Annotated in this window: 12 protein-coding genes; 5 read left to right on the top strand and 7 right to left on the bottom strand. The window is 65.2% G+C overall.

Annotated features, from left to right (window positions below; translation table 11 throughout):
* Positions 1 to 27: 27 nt before the first annotated feature.
* The 3 genes from E5673_RS12070 (at position 28) to E5673_RS12060 (ending at position 1,725) form a co-directional block, all read left to right on the top strand.
* Positions 28 to 531 (top strand): DNA-deoxyinosine glycosylase, encoded by a 504-nt coding sequence (locus E5673_RS12070; protein WP_136190193.1) that lies wholly within the window; start codon positions 28 to 30, stop codon positions 529 to 531.
* A gap of 22 nt (positions 532 to 553) precedes the next feature.
* Positions 554 to 1,054: a DUF1993 domain-containing protein gene (locus E5673_RS12065; protein WP_136190192.1), complete on the top strand. Its 501-nt coding sequence runs from the start codon at positions 554 to 556 to the stop codon at positions 1,052 to 1,054.
* A gap of 86 nt (positions 1,055 to 1,140) precedes the next feature.
* Positions 1,141 to 1,725 (top strand): DedA family protein, encoded by a 585-nt coding sequence (locus tag E5673_RS12060; RefSeq protein WP_136190191.1) that lies wholly within the window; start codon positions 1,141 to 1,143, stop codon positions 1,723 to 1,725.
* A gap of 377 nt (positions 1,726 to 2,102) precedes the next feature.
* On the opposite strand, the gene E5673_RS12055 is transcribed toward E5673_RS12060, so the two are convergent.
* The 7 genes from E5673_RS12055 to E5673_RS12025 form a co-directional block, all read right to left on the bottom strand.
* Positions 2,103 to 2,321, bottom strand: coding sequence for a hypothetical protein (locus tag E5673_RS12055; RefSeq protein WP_136190190.1), 219 nt, complete (start codon positions 2,319 to 2,321; stop codon positions 2,103 to 2,105).
* A 122-nt stretch (positions 2,322 to 2,443) separates the two neighbouring features.
* The gene (locus tag E5673_RS12050) at positions 2,444 to 4,933 is read right to left on the bottom strand and encodes a TonB-dependent receptor (protein ID WP_168711617.1); all 2,490 of its coding nucleotides are present in this window, start codon (positions 4,931 to 4,933) and stop codon (positions 2,444 to 2,446) included.
* 65 nt (positions 4,934 to 4,998) lie between these two features.
* On the bottom strand, positions 4,999 to 5,769 hold the full coding sequence (locus E5673_RS12045; protein ID WP_210731734.1) for a gamma-glutamyl-gamma-aminobutyrate hydrolase family protein: 771 nt from the start codon (positions 5,767 to 5,769) through the stop codon (positions 4,999 to 5,001).
* Complete coding sequence (gene epsC / locus E5673_RS12040) at positions 5,766 to 6,728, bottom strand: serine O-acetyltransferase EpsC (RefSeq protein ID WP_136190189.1); 963 nt, start codon at positions 6,726 to 6,728, stop codon at positions 5,766 to 5,768. Before epsC ends, E5673_RS12045 begins: the two co-directional genes overlap by 4 nt.
* Position 6,729: 1 nt before the next feature.
* Positions 6,730 to 7,527 carry a PhnD/SsuA/transferrin family substrate-binding protein gene (locus tag E5673_RS12035; RefSeq protein ID WP_136190188.1) on the bottom strand — a complete coding sequence of 266 codons (798 nt, stop codon included), beginning with the start codon at positions 7,525 to 7,527 and terminating at the stop codon, positions 6,730 to 6,732.
* Positions 7,524 to 8,417, bottom strand: coding sequence for a fatty acid desaturase (locus tag E5673_RS12030; protein WP_136190187.1), 894 nt, complete (start codon positions 8,415 to 8,417; stop codon positions 7,524 to 7,526). Before E5673_RS12030 ends, E5673_RS12035 begins: the two co-directional genes overlap by 4 nt.
* 147 nt (positions 8,418 to 8,564) lie before the next feature.
* On the bottom strand, positions 8,565 to 10,244 hold the full coding sequence (locus tag E5673_RS12025) for an alkaline phosphatase D family protein (protein WP_136190186.1): 1,680 nt from the start codon (positions 10,242 to 10,244) through the stop codon (positions 8,565 to 8,567).
* Positions 10,245 to 10,414: 170 nt separating this feature from the next.
* Between E5673_RS12025 and E5673_RS12020 the strand changes: the two genes are divergently transcribed.
* Together E5673_RS12020 and E5673_RS12015 are read left to right on the top strand one after the other, a co-directional pair.
* Positions 10,415 to 12,814, top strand: coding sequence for a TonB-dependent receptor (locus E5673_RS12020; RefSeq protein WP_136190185.1), 2,400 nt, complete (start codon positions 10,415 to 10,417; stop codon positions 12,812 to 12,814).
* 49 nt (positions 12,815 to 12,863) lie between these two features.
* A complete protein-coding gene (locus E5673_RS12015) occupies positions 12,864 to 15,338 on the top strand; it encodes a PhoX family phosphatase (RefSeq protein WP_136190184.1) in 2,475 nt (824 codons plus the stop codon).
* Positions 15,339 to 15,370 lie beyond the last annotated feature (32 nt).

Here is a 15,370-nt window from a genome sequence, read left to right as displayed (position 1 = left end):
TGCGGTCGTGGCAGCCCGGGGATCTTAATGTCGCTCAAGCACTCGTTTCCGCCGGTTTTCGATTCTAAAGCGCGGGTTCTGGTTCTGGGCAGCCTGCCGGGCGACCGGTCGCTTGCCGCGCAGCGCTATTATGCGCATCCGCAGAACCAGTTCTGGCAACTGATGTCGCCGGTCGTCGGCTGCGACCTCGTCACGCTCGACTATGAGGATCGGGTGGCGGCGTTGCGGGCGAGCGGCGTGGCGCTGTGGGACGTGATCGGCTCGGCGCGGCGGGCGGGAAGCAGCGATGCGGCTATCCTCGACGCCGAAGGCAACGACATCGTCGCGCTCATCGGCCGATTACCGAAGCTTCGCGCAGTCGCCTTCAACGGCGGCACCGCGCTCAAGCAGGGCCTGAAGCTGCTCGGACCGAACTTTGCTGGACCGAGCGTCGTCGCGCTTCCCTCCAGCAGCCCGCTGCACACGATCGGCGTCGCGGCAAAGCAGCCCGCCTGGAGCCAGCTCGCCGCGTTCCTCCTCGACTGGACGTGATTGCGCGCCTACGCCTGCGTGCATGACCCAGCTCTATGACCTCACCGTCCCCGCGTTTCGCCGCGGTTTCGCCAGTCTTTCGGCGATCCTGAAATCGGGCGAAGCCTATGCACAGGAGCACGGCATTGCCGAGGCGGACATGCTCGGCACGCGCCTGATCGACGACATGGCGCCACTGACCGCGCAGGTCCAGCGGGCGAGCGATACGGCCAAGGGCGCGATGGTCCGGCTTGGCGGCGTCCCGACGATCGCGATGGCCGACGACGAAACGAGTTTCGCAGCGCTGCAGCAGCGCATCGCCGCAACGGTTGCGTTTCTCGATGGCGTCCCGCGCGAGGCGATCGACGGCAAGGAAGACGCTGTCGTCACGATCGTCACGCCCAGCCGGACGTTGGACTTTACGGGGCAGAACTACGTGCTCGGGTTCGTGCTGCCCAATTTCTATTTCCACATCACGACCGCCTACGCCCTGTTACGGATGCGCGGCGTGCCGATCGGCAAGATGGACTATCTCGGTCGATAGCAGCCCGCATCGACGTCGATAACCGCCTGTAGCGAGGCGGATAAATGATACTGGCGGAGAACTCCGCGCTGCGGCAAGGGCGAGCGATGTCGATCGAAACGCTCATCGCCCAATACGGCCTCGCCGCGATATTCCTGGGTGCGGGGCTTGAAGGCGAAACCGCGGTCGTGACCGGCGGCGTGTTGGCGCATCAGCACCTCTTGCCGCTCTGGGGCAGCGCCGCCGCGGCGGTCGCGGGATCGTTCGCCGCGGACCAACTCTTCTTCCTCGCCGGGCGCCGCTACCGCGACACCGCCCGCGTCCGCAAGATCGCCGCCAAGCCGGCCTTCGCCAAGGCACTCGACACGCTGGAACGCCATCCGACCGTCTTCATCCTCGGCTTCCGCTTCCTCTACGGCCTGCGCACGATCAGCCCGATAGCGATCGGCACGTCGCATGTCCCCGCACGCACGTTCATGATGCTCAACGCGATCTCCGCGGTGGTCTGGGGCGTGATGTTCACCGGCATCGGCTATCTGTTCGGGGATACGCTGCTCGACGCGGTCCACAGCATCATGCCGAAGCACAAGTTGGCGGGCGTTGCGATCCTCGCAGTCGTTGTTGCGGTGGTGATGACCGCGATCCGCTATTGGCGCGGACGCCGATCCAACGCGGTACCGAAGACCAGCTGACTAATAGCGAATACTCGAGAATACGGCCCCTGCCAAATGCCGGCACGCCGCGAACTCTTCCAAACCTCGCGCTCAAAAATAGTGGCCCAGCAGAAGGGCTCCGCTGGACCACTAGGTTCCGTCTAGGGAGCTTCACTTCGCCTTGACGTTGCCCCGTTGTAATACCCACTTATCAAATAGGAATAGAGTTATTCATCACCCTCGGTGAGTAGAGTATAAATTGCGTCGAAATGCATCGGCCAGAAAACGTACTTAGATCGCTCAAAAATACAAAAGGCGACGACTCCCCTAAAACGGAAAGTACGTCGCCTTTCGAGTCTTCGTACAGATGGCTCGATTACCATACCAAGCCATCTGTTACAATTTCAAGTCATCGATCAGAGCGCGTTGCCGCTCGAATTCGTATCGACCGAGTTCTCGAGATCGGCCGAGTTGCTCGTTTCGATACCGTCCACCGCGGAAAGATTCGCGTCCGGCTCTTCGACGACCGTGTTCGACTGAATGTCGGTAACGTTCTCGGTCGCTGCGGGCTTCGTGCAAGCGGCGAGGCTAAGTGCCAGGACTGCAATCATTGGCACGATCGTGATCTTCTTCATCGAATGGTCTCCGTGATGACTAGTGCAGAATTACGACCGCAACGCGCGAAGTCGATCCTGGAACCGAAAGCTACCCAGCGATGCGACCGAACGCAATACCCTATCGTACTACTATGATTTAATCACCAGCTCAGGCCTGCACGGGCGTAGACGTAGCGGCCGTTGAACCCGAACGGCGAGTAATAGGGGTAGCCGATGACCCCGGTCGGGTTGTTCGCGATGCTCGTCGCGTCGGGATAGACGTCGAACAGGTTGCTGACGCCAAGGCCGATCTGTGCGCCCTTCTTCGCCTGGTAGCGGAGTTCGAAATCGGTGATCAGGTGCTTGCCGCTGTGCACGTCGCCGGCCGCGGTCGTGCCGGGTTGAGTCACGTCGCCATAATAGGTGACACGGGCGAGTGCGCCGAGCTGGTCGAGCGACCAGTCGATCGATCCGGTCACCTTCTCGCCCGGCGTGCCGTTCTCCAGCGATTCGATGCGGTTGCGGGCGAACAGTGTCGGTGCCGGGTTGAGCGTCGAGGTCGATGTCGGCACGTGCGTCACGTTCACGTCGTTGACGTTGCCGGCGATCGTCAGGTCGAACGTCCCAGCAGCATCGGTCGGCAGGCGGTAATGCGCGACGGCGTCGATGCCCTTGGTGGTCGAGGCGATGCCGTTGACGAAGAACCGCGCTGCAGTTGCCCCGGATCCGGCTAGCAAGCTGAGGATCTGCGCATTGACCGCAGCGGATTGGGTCGGCGACGTGGTGATGTTTTCGGAAAGACCGATCTGGTTGCGGATGCGGATGCGGTACGCATCGACGGTCAGGTCGAACCCGCCGAACCGAAAGACCGTACCAACCGAAAAATTGGTCGACTTCTCAGGCTCGAGCGGAAGACCTCCAAGCCTAGCTGCAATAGGGCTTACCGATGGGTAGGTTCCGGTCTGAACTGGGTTTCCGTTTTGAATGACGGTTGCGACCGAGGTGAAATACTGTTGCTGAAGCGCCGGCGCGCGGAAGCCGGTCGACGCCGTTCCACGCAATGCAAACCAGCGCGCGAAGTCATAGCGCGCGGAGACCTTGCCAGTGCCGGTCGAACCGAAATCGGAATAGTCTTCCCCGCGTCCGGCGAGCCCGAGCAGCAACTTGTCCGTCACCTGCGCTTCTACATCGAGATAGACGCTGCCATTACGACGGCTCCGCTCGATCGCGTTGTCCGGCGAGAATCCGCCAAAGCCCTGCGCGCCGGGAGGTGCGGTCGGCAATGCGCCGGTCACTGTCCTATCGGCGGGATAGCCATAGGATGCGAGTTCGCCCGACTGGATCTTGAACCCCTCGCGGCGCCCTTCGAGCCCGAACGCGACGTTGACGCCCTGCAACACGTCGAATTTGCGATCGACGTCGAGCCCGACGATGTACTGGTCGTAGATCAGCGCACCGTCGGAGAAGTCGCGCTGCGTGGTGCGGCCATAGGCGTAGTTCGCGGAGTCCAGCGTCCGGAACCCGATCTTGTTGCGGCCATAGCTGGCGTTCAGGTCGACGTTCCAGTCGGCGACCACGCCCTTGATGCCGATGGCCGAGTTGATGTCGCGCGACTTGGTGTTGATCAGCGGCAGGAAGCCATCGGAAAGTCCTGCCAGCTCCAGTCGCGCGACTGCTACCGGGTCCGACTGCAGCGGCAATCGCGGGAAGGCCGCGCTGCGCGTGTCGCGGTCCTGATAGCCGAGCCAGCCGTACAGCTTCCACGTGCCGGTCAGCGTCGTGCCGGCGTTGGCGAAGATGCTGTATTGCTCGACCTTGGGATCACCGAAGAGCCCGGTCACACGACCCGGCGTCCCGGGAATTTTGACCAGCGCGCGCGTGTCGAAGTCGGCGCGGTTGGTCGCCTGGCGATCCAGATACTCGCCCGAAACGGTCAGGAAGCCGTCCTCGCCAAAGCCGATGCCCTGCCAGCCGGACACGGTCAGCGCATGCTCGCCGTTCGTGCCGCGGCTGCCGCGCGCGGTGTCGATATCGGTGTTGTAGAAGCCGTAATTGACGGTCATGCCACCGCCCGACCGGGCTTCGCGCAGCCGCAGGTTGACGACGCCGGCGATCGCATCCGAGCCATATTGTGCGGACGCCCCGTCACGCAGCACCTCGATACGATCGAGCGCCACTGTCGGGATCGTATTCAGATCGACCGCAGCCGAGCCGCGCCCGACCGACCCGCCGACGTTGAGCAGCGCCGCAGTATGGCCGCGCACGCCGTTGACCAGCACCAGCGTCTGGTCGGGCGAAAGGCCGCGCAACGTTGCCGGGCGGATCGCGTCGGTGCCGTCGACCGCCGACGGCCGCGGGAAATCGATCGACGGCGCGATTGCCGACAGCGCCGCGCCCAGTTCGGTCGTCCCCTGGCGCTGGATCGCGGCCGAACTCAGCACGTCGACCGGCGACGCGCTGTCGAGCCGCGACCGACCAACCGCGCGGGTGCCCGTGACGATGATATCGTCTCCCGTGTCGGGCGCCGCAGCGGGGTCTGCGGCAGGCGCGGTCGCTGTTTGCGCGGGCACGTCCTGCGCATAAGCAACATGCGCGCTGGCGAAGGCGAGGGTCGAGGCGGCGAGCGTCAACGCGGTACGATAAGCAGTCATGATAGTGTCCCTGTTAGTGGATCGCTCTGCGACGATCTCCGTGCGAACCAAACGAGCGGTCGCAGTCATCGGTCCCGATAGGTCCCAAGCGACTGGCCGATAAGTGAAAAGAATGCGCGGCTGGATGCGCTGGCTGCAACGTCCCATTCGGGATGCCATTGGACCGCGAGCACGTCGCCGCCGCATGGGCGCGCCGAGAAAGCCTCGACCAGCCCGTCCGAAACCGCATGCGCCTCGACGCTGAGCCCCTCCCCCAGCCGATCTATACCCTGGCGGTGAACCGACGTGACCGAGATGCTGGGCTCGGCGATCGCGGCAGCGAGCATCCCGCCCGATCGCAGTCTCACGTCGTGGACATGGTCGAACAGCGTCTCGTACGCGGTCGCGTCGTCGGTCGATCGGTGATGGCCATCGTCCAGCGCATCGGTCAGCGTACCGCCGAACAGCACGTTCAATTCCTGCAACCCGCGGCAGATGCCGAACACCGGCCGCCCTGCCTCGATCATCCGGCCCGCGAGTTCGAGCGCCACCGCATCGCGGTCCAGATCGAGCGCATCGTCGGCCGCATCGGACTTGTCATAGCGCGCACCTGCGACGTTAGACCGCGATCCAGTCAGCAACAGGCCGTCGAGCCGTCCGGCCAACGCCCGCGCGTCCATCGCATCCGCCACGGCCGGCACCAGCAGGACGGTGGCGCCGGCATAGCGCACCAGCGGCTCGACGAAGCGGGTGGCGACCGCCTGGATCGGACGATCGACCACTTCGTTGCAACACAACACGCCGATCACCGGTTTCGGTGGCCCATCCTCTCGCCGACAGCAGGCGAAGCGCATCATGCGGCGCGCCCTCTCAGCGTCTCGTGCAACTGGTCGGCGGCATCGCCCGCGAGGATCACAGCGGTCGGCTGGGCGACGACGCTCCCCGCGGGCACGTCCTCGAGCAGCCAGACATTGCCGCCGATCGTCGCACCCTGCCCGATCGTCACGCGGCCGAGGATCGTCGCGCCGGCATAGATCACGACGTCGTCCTCGACGATCGGATGCCGCGCCAGCCGTTCGCGCGCCGACACGTCGGTCACGCCGAGCGGACTGCGCGCGCCGAGCGTGACGTGCTGGTAGATCTGCACGCGATCGCCGATGATCGCGGTCTCGCCGATCACGACGCCGGTGCCGTGATCGATGAAGAAGCTGCGGCCGATCGTCGCGCCGGGGTGGATATCGATACCGGTGCGGTTGTTGGCGAGTTCGGAGATGATCCGTGCGACGATCGGAGCGCCGAGGCCGTAGAGCGCGTGCGCGATCCGGTGATACAGGATCGCGACGATGCCGGGGTAGCAGATCAGGATCTCGTCCGCGCTGCGGGCCGCCGGATCGCCGAGGAACGCCGCGCGGACGTCGTCGTCGACCAGTTCGCGGATGGGTCCGAGTTCCGCGCAGAACAGGCCGATGATCATGCTCGCATGGCTGACGTCGAACGACAGCACCGCCTCTTCCTGCCAATAGGCAAATTCGCGTTCGACCTGCCGTTGCAACCGTTCCAGCGACTGTCGCAGCCGCGTCTCGACGAACGCATCCTCGCGCTCGACCGGACCTGGGAACATGCCGAGCCGCCCGGGAAACAGCGCCGCGACGAGATCGTCGAGCGCGCGACCGGTCTCGTCCAGCGACGGAAAGCGCGCGACGCTATGCCGGCCGTCCTGTTCCTGCCGCCAGGCGCGACGCGCGCTGCGCAGTTCGTCGATCGTCGTGGCGAGGTCGATCGGGTCGGATACTGATGACACGGCCTTGTCCTTCATGTCAGCGGAGCGTGGGGTAGCCGGCCCGGACGGCCTCGGCTTCGAGTGTCGATATCGGCGTCAGCGCGTCCGGCTCGGCCGGTACGATCCCGGCGAGAAACAGCGTCTCGCGTACCGCCGCCAGATCGGGATCGGCTGCGACATGATCAAGCGCACTTTGCAATGCCGCCAAAGTTGCGGCGTCGGTCCCGGCGGCGGTCACGAAGGGCAGGCTCGGCGATGCAGGACTCGGCGCGACGATCTTCAGGTGCGCGACCAACGCCGGCTCGAACCGTGCGATGGTCGCATAGGTCACGCGGTCGATCGCCGCGAGGTCCGCCTTGCCCGTCCCGACCGCGACGATGCTGGCCCGATGCGCTCCGGTTTCGACCACCTCGGCAAAGAACGCCCCCTGCCCCGCAAACGGCGCGATAGTCGCGCGGAACAGGTTCATGCCGGTGTTCGACTGGCGATCGTTGATGGCCGCGCGACTACCGCGAAACGCCGAGACCGACCCGCGGGAATCGTCCGCTCTCGCCACGATCACGCTGCCACTCTCTCGCCCGGCGTAGATCGGGAACGCGATCACGCGCAGATCCAGCGTCGGATCGGCGATCAACGGATAGCCACAGGCCTGACCGAACAGCAGCGCCGGATCACGCCAGATCGCATGGACGTAACGCGTTCGATCGAGCCGATCGGGCACCTCCGCGACACCGCGTTCGCGCAGGACAGCGGCAATCGCCGACCACAGCCGGTCGTTGGCATCATGCTGCGCGGGGTGATCGTACATCCCGAGCGAGGCGATCCGGCCCGTCAAGACACGGGCTCGCGGTGGAGGGGGTGGATCATGTCGTCATGCGCGCTGAAGGCGAACCGCCGTACGATCTCGCCATACCCCTGATAGATCGGTGCCCCCGCCTCCGCGAAACGGGCTCGGTTATGTCGGTGGTACGCTGGCAGGTCGTACCAGGCGAGCGAGGGCCGCTCGTGATGCGCGGCATGCAAATTGTTGTTGAGATACAGCAGCCCGAGCAGCCCGCCATGCTCGACGCTGGCGGCGCGACCGGGGCTTGCGAGATCGGCGCGGTGCTCGGCATAGGAGCGCACCATGGTCAGCGCCATGCCCGGATAGACGAAGCACAGCACGTAACGGCCGAGGCCAAGACCGACATGACCGAGCCACCAGAGCACCAGTGCGACCGCGACGAGGTGCGGTGCCCAATCGCGCGCGACGCGCGCCGGTTCGAGCGCAAGTCGGCGGGACTCTTGTAGGAAGAAGCGGCCGACCGAGATCGCAGGTCCGAAGATCATCTGACCGAGAAGCGTCGATTGAAGCCGGCCGAGGACCGCGGCGAGACCACGCGCCTGCACGCGGTAGCGGGACTCAGGGTCATGCCGCGGATCGGTGATGACCTCCGCGCGGTGATGCGCGACATGGCTGCGGCGGTACAGGCGGTATGGCAGCCACAGCGACAGCGGCGCGAACCCGATCGCGTCGTTGATCCAGCGGATCCGCGTCGGATGCCCGTGAATGACCTCGTGCTGCAGCGATCCCTGCCAAGCGAGCAGCCACCCGCCGATCAGCACCAGCAACGGCGTCGGAATGACCACATGCCACGCCGTCGCGACCACCCATCCGCCGTACACGATACCTGCCAGAAGGACGGTCGGCCATCCTACCGTCGAACTCGAAGCCTCTCGCTGCATTCCCATCTCCGTCCGATGGAATGAATATCCCCCGGACGGATGGGAATTGACAGTCGATTGAACTTTGCGGCGGAAAAACTTTGATTGTCAGCGGTAACCCTGGCGATCGGCGACCGGTTTCCGTTCCTCTTCGAACGGAGGATCGTTTTAGGCAATCTCTTCCAGCGGCAGTTCGGGCCGAGCCGCGAGCGCACGAAACCGCTTCACCGTCGCTTGGGTGAACGGCTTGGCAAACACCGTCGACACGGTCACGAAATCGGCGGTCGCCTGCTCATGCGTGAGCGTCAGCAGCGTGAAGCCCTTGGCGTCCTGATCGCAGAACCGCACTTCGCCCTTGTTGGCGTCGGCGATCAATGTGCCGATACCCGGCAACAACGAACCGTAGGACGGACTGGTGATCGCGGTGCAGCCGAACTCGACCGCGACCAGCTTGCCCGCGTCGTCGTGCAGATCGTTCGCCCAGGCGGCATGACTGTCACCCGACAGCACGATCGGCCGCGACTTCGCACGTCGGAACGCCGCGTACAGGCGCTCGCGGGCGGGCGGATAGCCGTCCCAGCTGTCGAGGCCGAACGGCATGCCGGCACGGTACGAAGCGATGCCTGCCGCCAGTCGCTCGCGCCACATCGCCGGCAGCTTCGCCATCGTCTCGCCGAATTTCACCGGTCCGAGTTGCCGCTCCATGTCGGGACCAGCGACCTTCGCCATCACGATCTGGTTGCCCAGCACCTGCCACGGCTTCCCCGCCGACACGGACGCCGCCATCGTCTTCTCGACCCAGGTAAGCTGTGCCGGCCCGAGCAGTTCGCGTTCGGGCCGGGCGCGTTCCGCCAGCATCGGCGCGTATTCTGCGGGTGTGATCGCCTCGCCCTTCGAAACGACCTGATGACTGCGCGCCAGCAGCCGCGTCTCGACCATCACCAGCGTCGCGAGATCGCCGAAATCGAAGCTGCGGTTGATCGCCGCCCAAGGCTGGCTGGGCTTGGGATCGCGGATCGGCATCCACTCGAAATACGCCTGCATCGCGGCGGCCTTGCGCGCGTCCCAGTCGCCCTCGGTCTTGGGATCGTGGTTCTCGGCACCGTGCATCCAGTCGTCGTTGGCGACCTCGTGATCGTCCCACACGCAGATGAACGCAGCGCGCGCATGGGCGGCCTGCATGTCGACGTCGCGCTTCACCTGCGCGTGGCGCATCCGGTAGTCGGCGAGGCTGACGATCTCGTGCCGCGGCTCGACCAGACGGCCGATCTTCTTGGCGATGTCCGCGCCGTACCCGTCGACGCCGTATTCGTAGATATAGTCGCCGAGGTGCAGGACGGCGTCGAGCCGGTCGAGCTTGGCGATCGCGTCATACGCGTTGAACAGCCCGCCCGCGTAGAGCTGGCACGAGACGACCGCCATCACGACGTCGGCAACCTTGCCCTTCGGCAGCGTCCGGAGCCGGCCGACCGGCGAGCGCGTGCCGTCCGCGGCATCGAACCAATAGCGGTACTCGCGGCCCGGCTGGAGCCCGGTCGCCTCGACCTTGGCGGTGAAGTCGCGCGCCGCGCGGGCCTTGACCGTGCCCGAGCGGATCGGCTTGCCGTCTTCGGTCTCCGCGACGTGCCAGGTCAGCGCGATGTCGCCGGCCTGCGCCGCATCGACCGGTGTCGCCCGCGTCCAAAGAATGGCGCCGTCGACCGAAGGATCACCACTCGCCACCCCGTGATCGAAGCGCGCTTTCGCCGCGTCGGCCGCTTGTGTCGCTACCGCGGGAAGCGCGAGGGTCGCACCCGAGCCCGTAAGTTTCAGGGCATACTTGAGCGCATCGCGGCGGTTGATCGTCATCGTCTCGGGCTTTCGTAACGGCTGTTGCCCGCCTGCTAGCCACGATCGAAGACACCCCGGCGGCAACGATGTGACAGCGTCGTTACGGAATAGTCATTTTGCTTTCATGAAGACGCCATCGAAACGTCACCTCGCCCCCGTAGTGCGACGGCAACGACACGGGGGACTTAATGACACGTATCTTCACGCGGCTCGCGGTTGCGACGCTCGCCACGACCTGCTCGACCATGGCGCTCGCACAAGCCGGCACGCCAGGCACTGCCCAAGCCGAAACCGAGGCCGCAACGTCGGACGACGAGATCGTCGTCACCGCGCAGAAGCGCGAACAGCGGATCGAAGACGTCCCCATTACCGTCACCGCGCTGACCGGCGCCCGCATGGCGTCGATCGGCGTCAACTCGCTGAGTGAGGTCGCTGCCTATATTCCCGGTCTCCAGATCCAGGAGCAGAGCGCCAACAACCCGGGCTTCGTGATCCGCGGCATCACGTCGGACAACGGCTCGTCGCAGCAGGGCGCGCGCGTCACGCTCTACTACAACGGCATCGACATCAGCCGTTCGCGCGGCGCGTATCAGGACCTGTTCGACCTCTCGCGGATCGAAGTCGTGAAGGGTCCGCAGGCGACCCTGTTCGGCACTGCGGCTGCGGTCGGCGCGATCAGCCTCGTCTCGGCCAAGCCAGAGCCTGGCGTATCGGGCGCGATCAACGGCACGTACGGCAATTTCGACCGCACCCAGGTGTCGGGTTTCTTGAATGCAGGCAACGACGTGCTCGCCGGCCGCATCGCCTTCGCGTATAAATATCGCAAGGGCTACGTCCGCAACATCGCGGGCGACGCGAACGTGCCGAACCAGAACCAGGGCGGCGTCGACCAGGACGATCTGAACGGCCAGGACCAGCGCGGCATCCGCGGTTCGCTCCGCTATCGCCCGAGCGACAGCATCACCGCCGACCTCGTCCTGACTTATGACGGACAGCGCAACCCCGGCACCGCGTTCAAGAGCCGTGCGCACGCCCCGACCGGCGGCCAGACCGGTGACTATGGCTACGCGGAACTCTCCGGCTCGCCGTACAGCGCCGCAGTTCTCGGCGCGCGGAAGCTCGGTCTCGACCGCAACGTCTATGACGCGAACCTGACGATCACCGCGGACGTGTCGCCGGGCATCACCTTCACCACCGTCAACGGGTATCGCAAATTCGATGCGCTCGAAGTGTTCGACGCCGATGGTGGCCCTGCCGCGTATCTCGAGTTCGCCGAGGACGCGAAGGGCGACCAGTGGAGTCATGAGAGCCGCTTTGCTTTCGAAGGGCCTAAGTACCGCGCCTCGGTCGGCTGGAACGCATTCTTCGAGAACGGCTTCCAGCGCGTCCCGTTCGCGACCGAAGAGGGCACGTACCTCGCCTGTTCGGTCACGCCCGCCTACGCCCCGATCCGCTCGGCGCTGAACGGCGCGGGCATCCCGACCGGGACCGGATGTGTTGCACCGAACGGCACGGTTACCGCGACGCGCGCAACCGCAGCGCTTACGGGTGGTCGTGCAACGGCAATACCTTACGCTGCGGAGTTCACGAACTACGGCAACAACGACACCTACTCGGTGTTCGCTGACGCAACGTACATTCCAATACCCGCGCTCGAACTGACCGCGGGCGCGCGCATCCTGATCGAGGATCGCCAGTCGGGCTATTCGTCGGTCCAGCCGAACTCGGTAATCTTGGCAGCGCTCGGTATCCAGTCGAGCCTGCTTGGTACGGCCAACACCAATGGCAATAAGTTCGTTGCGGAGAAGAGCTTCACCGCGATCCTGCCGCGCTTCAACGCGCTGCTGAAGCTCAACGACGCGGTCAATCTCTACGCGACGATCAGCAAAGGACGCCGCTCGCCGGTAGTCCAGCTCGCCGCGCAGCGCACCGCGTTCGGCGTCGGTCCCAACCTGCAAGTCGTGCCGCAGGAGAACGTCTGGAACTACGAAGGCGGCATCAAGGGTCGCGTCGGCCCGTTCAGCGGCGCGGCATCGGTCTTCTACCAGACCTATGACGGCTTCCAGGTGTCGGTGACGAACAACGGCGTGACCACGACGCAGAGCGCCGGGTCGGCCAAGAACCTCGGCGTCGAACTCGAAGGCAATCTGAAGCTCGCCTCGTATCTCTCGGTATTCGGGACATTTGCGTATATCGACGGCGGCATCGGCGACGAAGCGGCGAACGGCGTATTCGCTGGCAACCGCTTCCGCCTTCAGCCGGACACGACCGCGTCGGGCGGCGTGATCCTCCGCCTGCCGGTCGGCGGCGCGACGGTCTACGCCACGCCGAGCGTCACCTACCGCACAAAGGCGTTCTTCGAGCTGCCGAACAATCCGGCCATCAGCACGCCCGGCTATACGCTGGTCAACGCTCGCGCCGGGGTCGAGTTCGCGCAAGGTCGCTACAGTGTCGGCGGGTTCGTCCGGAACGCGACCAACAAGCGCTACCTGATCGACGCGGGCAACACCGGCGGCGGCTTCGGTATCCCGACCTACATCGCCGGCGAGCCACGCTTCTACGGCGTCGAGCTGGGCGCAAAATTCTAACTCTCACGCATCGTTACACACCACGCAACCATCCCCGGGGGGACCAAGCATGACGTTCGAGACCATCTATACCGACGGCGATATCGACACCAACCCGACCGCCAATCCGCATATCAACGACCTGATCGAGTCGCGCTATTCGCGTCGCCAGACCTTGATGGGCGGCATGTCCGCGACCGCCGCGGCGGTGTTCGGCGGCATGTTGCTGACCGGCTGCGACGACGACAATGACGGCAACGGCTCAAGCCCTGTCACGGTGACGGCGACCGCCGGCGGCAGCTCGACCGCGGGTCGCGTCGCGACGCTGACCGGTGCAGCGATCGGCCAGGTCGACAGCGTGACCTGGACGCAGACCGCCGGCCCCGCCGTCACGCTAGCCGGTGCCTCGACCGCCACCGCGACCTTCGTCGTACCGGGTGCTGCTGCCGGAACCGTCCTCAGCTTCCAGTTCACCGCGGTATCGGCCAGCGGTTCGGTCAGCGCTAACACCAGCGTGACCGTCGGCGCGGCCTCGCTGGGCTTCACCGCGGTTGCGAAGAGCCTTGCGGATGTCGTTGCCGTGCCTGCGGGTTACGCGGTGACGGTCTTGTACCGACTGGGCGATCCGATCGGCAGCGGCGTCGGCGCCTATACCAATGACGGCACCGACGCGACCTTCTCGAAGCGCGCGGGCGATCATCATGACGGCATGAGCTATTTCGGCATGTCCGCCACCGGAACGCCCGACGCGAACGGCAACACCCGCGGCCTGCTCGTGCTCAACCATGAGAACATCACGCAAGCCTATCTCCATCCGAACGGCCCGACCACGACCGCAGGCGCCCGTCCCGAAGCCGAAGCGCTGAAGGAGATGGAGTGCCACGGTGTGTCGGTGATCGAGGTCAACCGCGCCGCCGCCTGGAGCTACACGACCGCCTCGTCGTTCAACCGTCGCATCACACCACTGACGCCGATGAGCTTCTCGGGCCCGGTGCGCGGCGCCGACAGCCTCAAGACGCGCTACTCGCCGGATGCCACCACGGGCCGCGGCACGATCAACAATTGTGCCAACGGCACAATGCCTTGGCACACGTACCTGACAAACGAAGAGAACTGGGTCGGATATTTCAAGCGCGAAGTCGGCGACGCGGCGCGGCGCGCGGCAACTGGCCCGGTGGGCGTCAAGGCGAACACCTCGCTGACGCGCTACGGCAAGGGCGAGAGCAACACCGGCGGTAACTATGGCTGGTCGACGGTCACGCCAGCGGACACGACCAGCACGATCTATTCGCGCTGGAACATCACCGCACAGGTCAGCGCGCCTGCCGATGGCACGGGCGATTTCCGTAACGAGATCTTCCAGTACGGCTGGGTGGTCGAGATCGATCCGTTCGACGCAGCTTCGACGCCGCGCAAGCGGACCGCGCTCGGTCGCATGAACCATGAGGGCTGCCAGATCGGCCGGACGATCGCGGGCGTGAAGCCGGCCTTCTACATGGGCGACGACGCGCAGAACGAGTATATCTACAAGTTCGTGTCGGCGACGCCGTGGTCTGCGGCGGATGCAACGGCGGCGAACCGCCTCGCGATCGGTGACAAGTATCTCGATGCAGGAACGCTTTACGTTGCGAAGCTCGCAGCGGACGGCAGCGGTCAGTGGTTGCCGCTGGTGTTCGGCCAGGGGCCCCTCACCTCGGCCAACGCAGCCTATCCGTTCTCGAGCCAGGTCGATGTGTTGATCAACACGCGACTGGCCGCGGATGCTCTGGGTGCGACGCGCATGGATCGGCCGGAGTGGACGGCGGTGAACCCGGCAACCGGCGAGATGTATTGCACGCTCACCAACAACTCGTCGCGGACGGTGGCTACCGCGGACGCCCCCAACCCGCGCGCCTATGTCGATCCCAAGACCACGGGCGGCCAGACCACGGGTAACGCCAACGGCCACATCATCCGCCTGCGCGAGACCGGTGACACGTCCGAGGCAACGACGTTCGCTTGGGACATCTATGCCTTCGGTGCGGGTAGCGATCTCGACGCGACCAACATCAACCTGTCGGGCCTCGATGCGACCAACGACTTCTCGTCGCCGGACGGCCTGTGGTTCGGCCTGCCGAGCAATGCTTCGGGGACGATCGCACCGGTGATGTGGATCGAGACGGATGACGGCGCATTCACGGACGTCACCAACTGCATGCTGCTCGCCTCGGTGCCGGGGATCGTCAACGATGGCGGCACGCGGACGTTGACCAACACGATCGGTGCGGCGACCGGCTCGGTGACGACGCGCGTCGGCAAGGCACCTGGGGCGGCGCTTCGCCGCTTCCTGGTCGGGCCGAAGGAGTGCGAGATCACCGGTATCCATACGACGCCGGATGGGCGGTCACTGTTCGTTAACATCCAACATCCGGGTGAGAATGGCGGGCCGACGAACATCACGAGCAGCTGGCCGGCTAACCAGGCGGGGACGGTGACGACCCCGTCACGGCCGCGGTCTGCGACGATCGTGATCACGAAAAACGACGGGGGTGTCGTGGGGCTTTAAGCCAGGCGAACTTCCGATCCTCCCCCGCAAGG

The sequence above is a fragment of the Sphingomonas sp. PAMC26645 genome (assembly GCF_004795835.1).
In the GTDB taxonomy this organism is placed as follows: domain Bacteria; phylum Pseudomonadota; class Alphaproteobacteria; order Sphingomonadales; family Sphingomonadaceae; genus Sphingomonas.
Note: the sequence above shows the minus strand (reverse complement) of the source record. Positions and strands in the feature narration are given on the sequence as shown.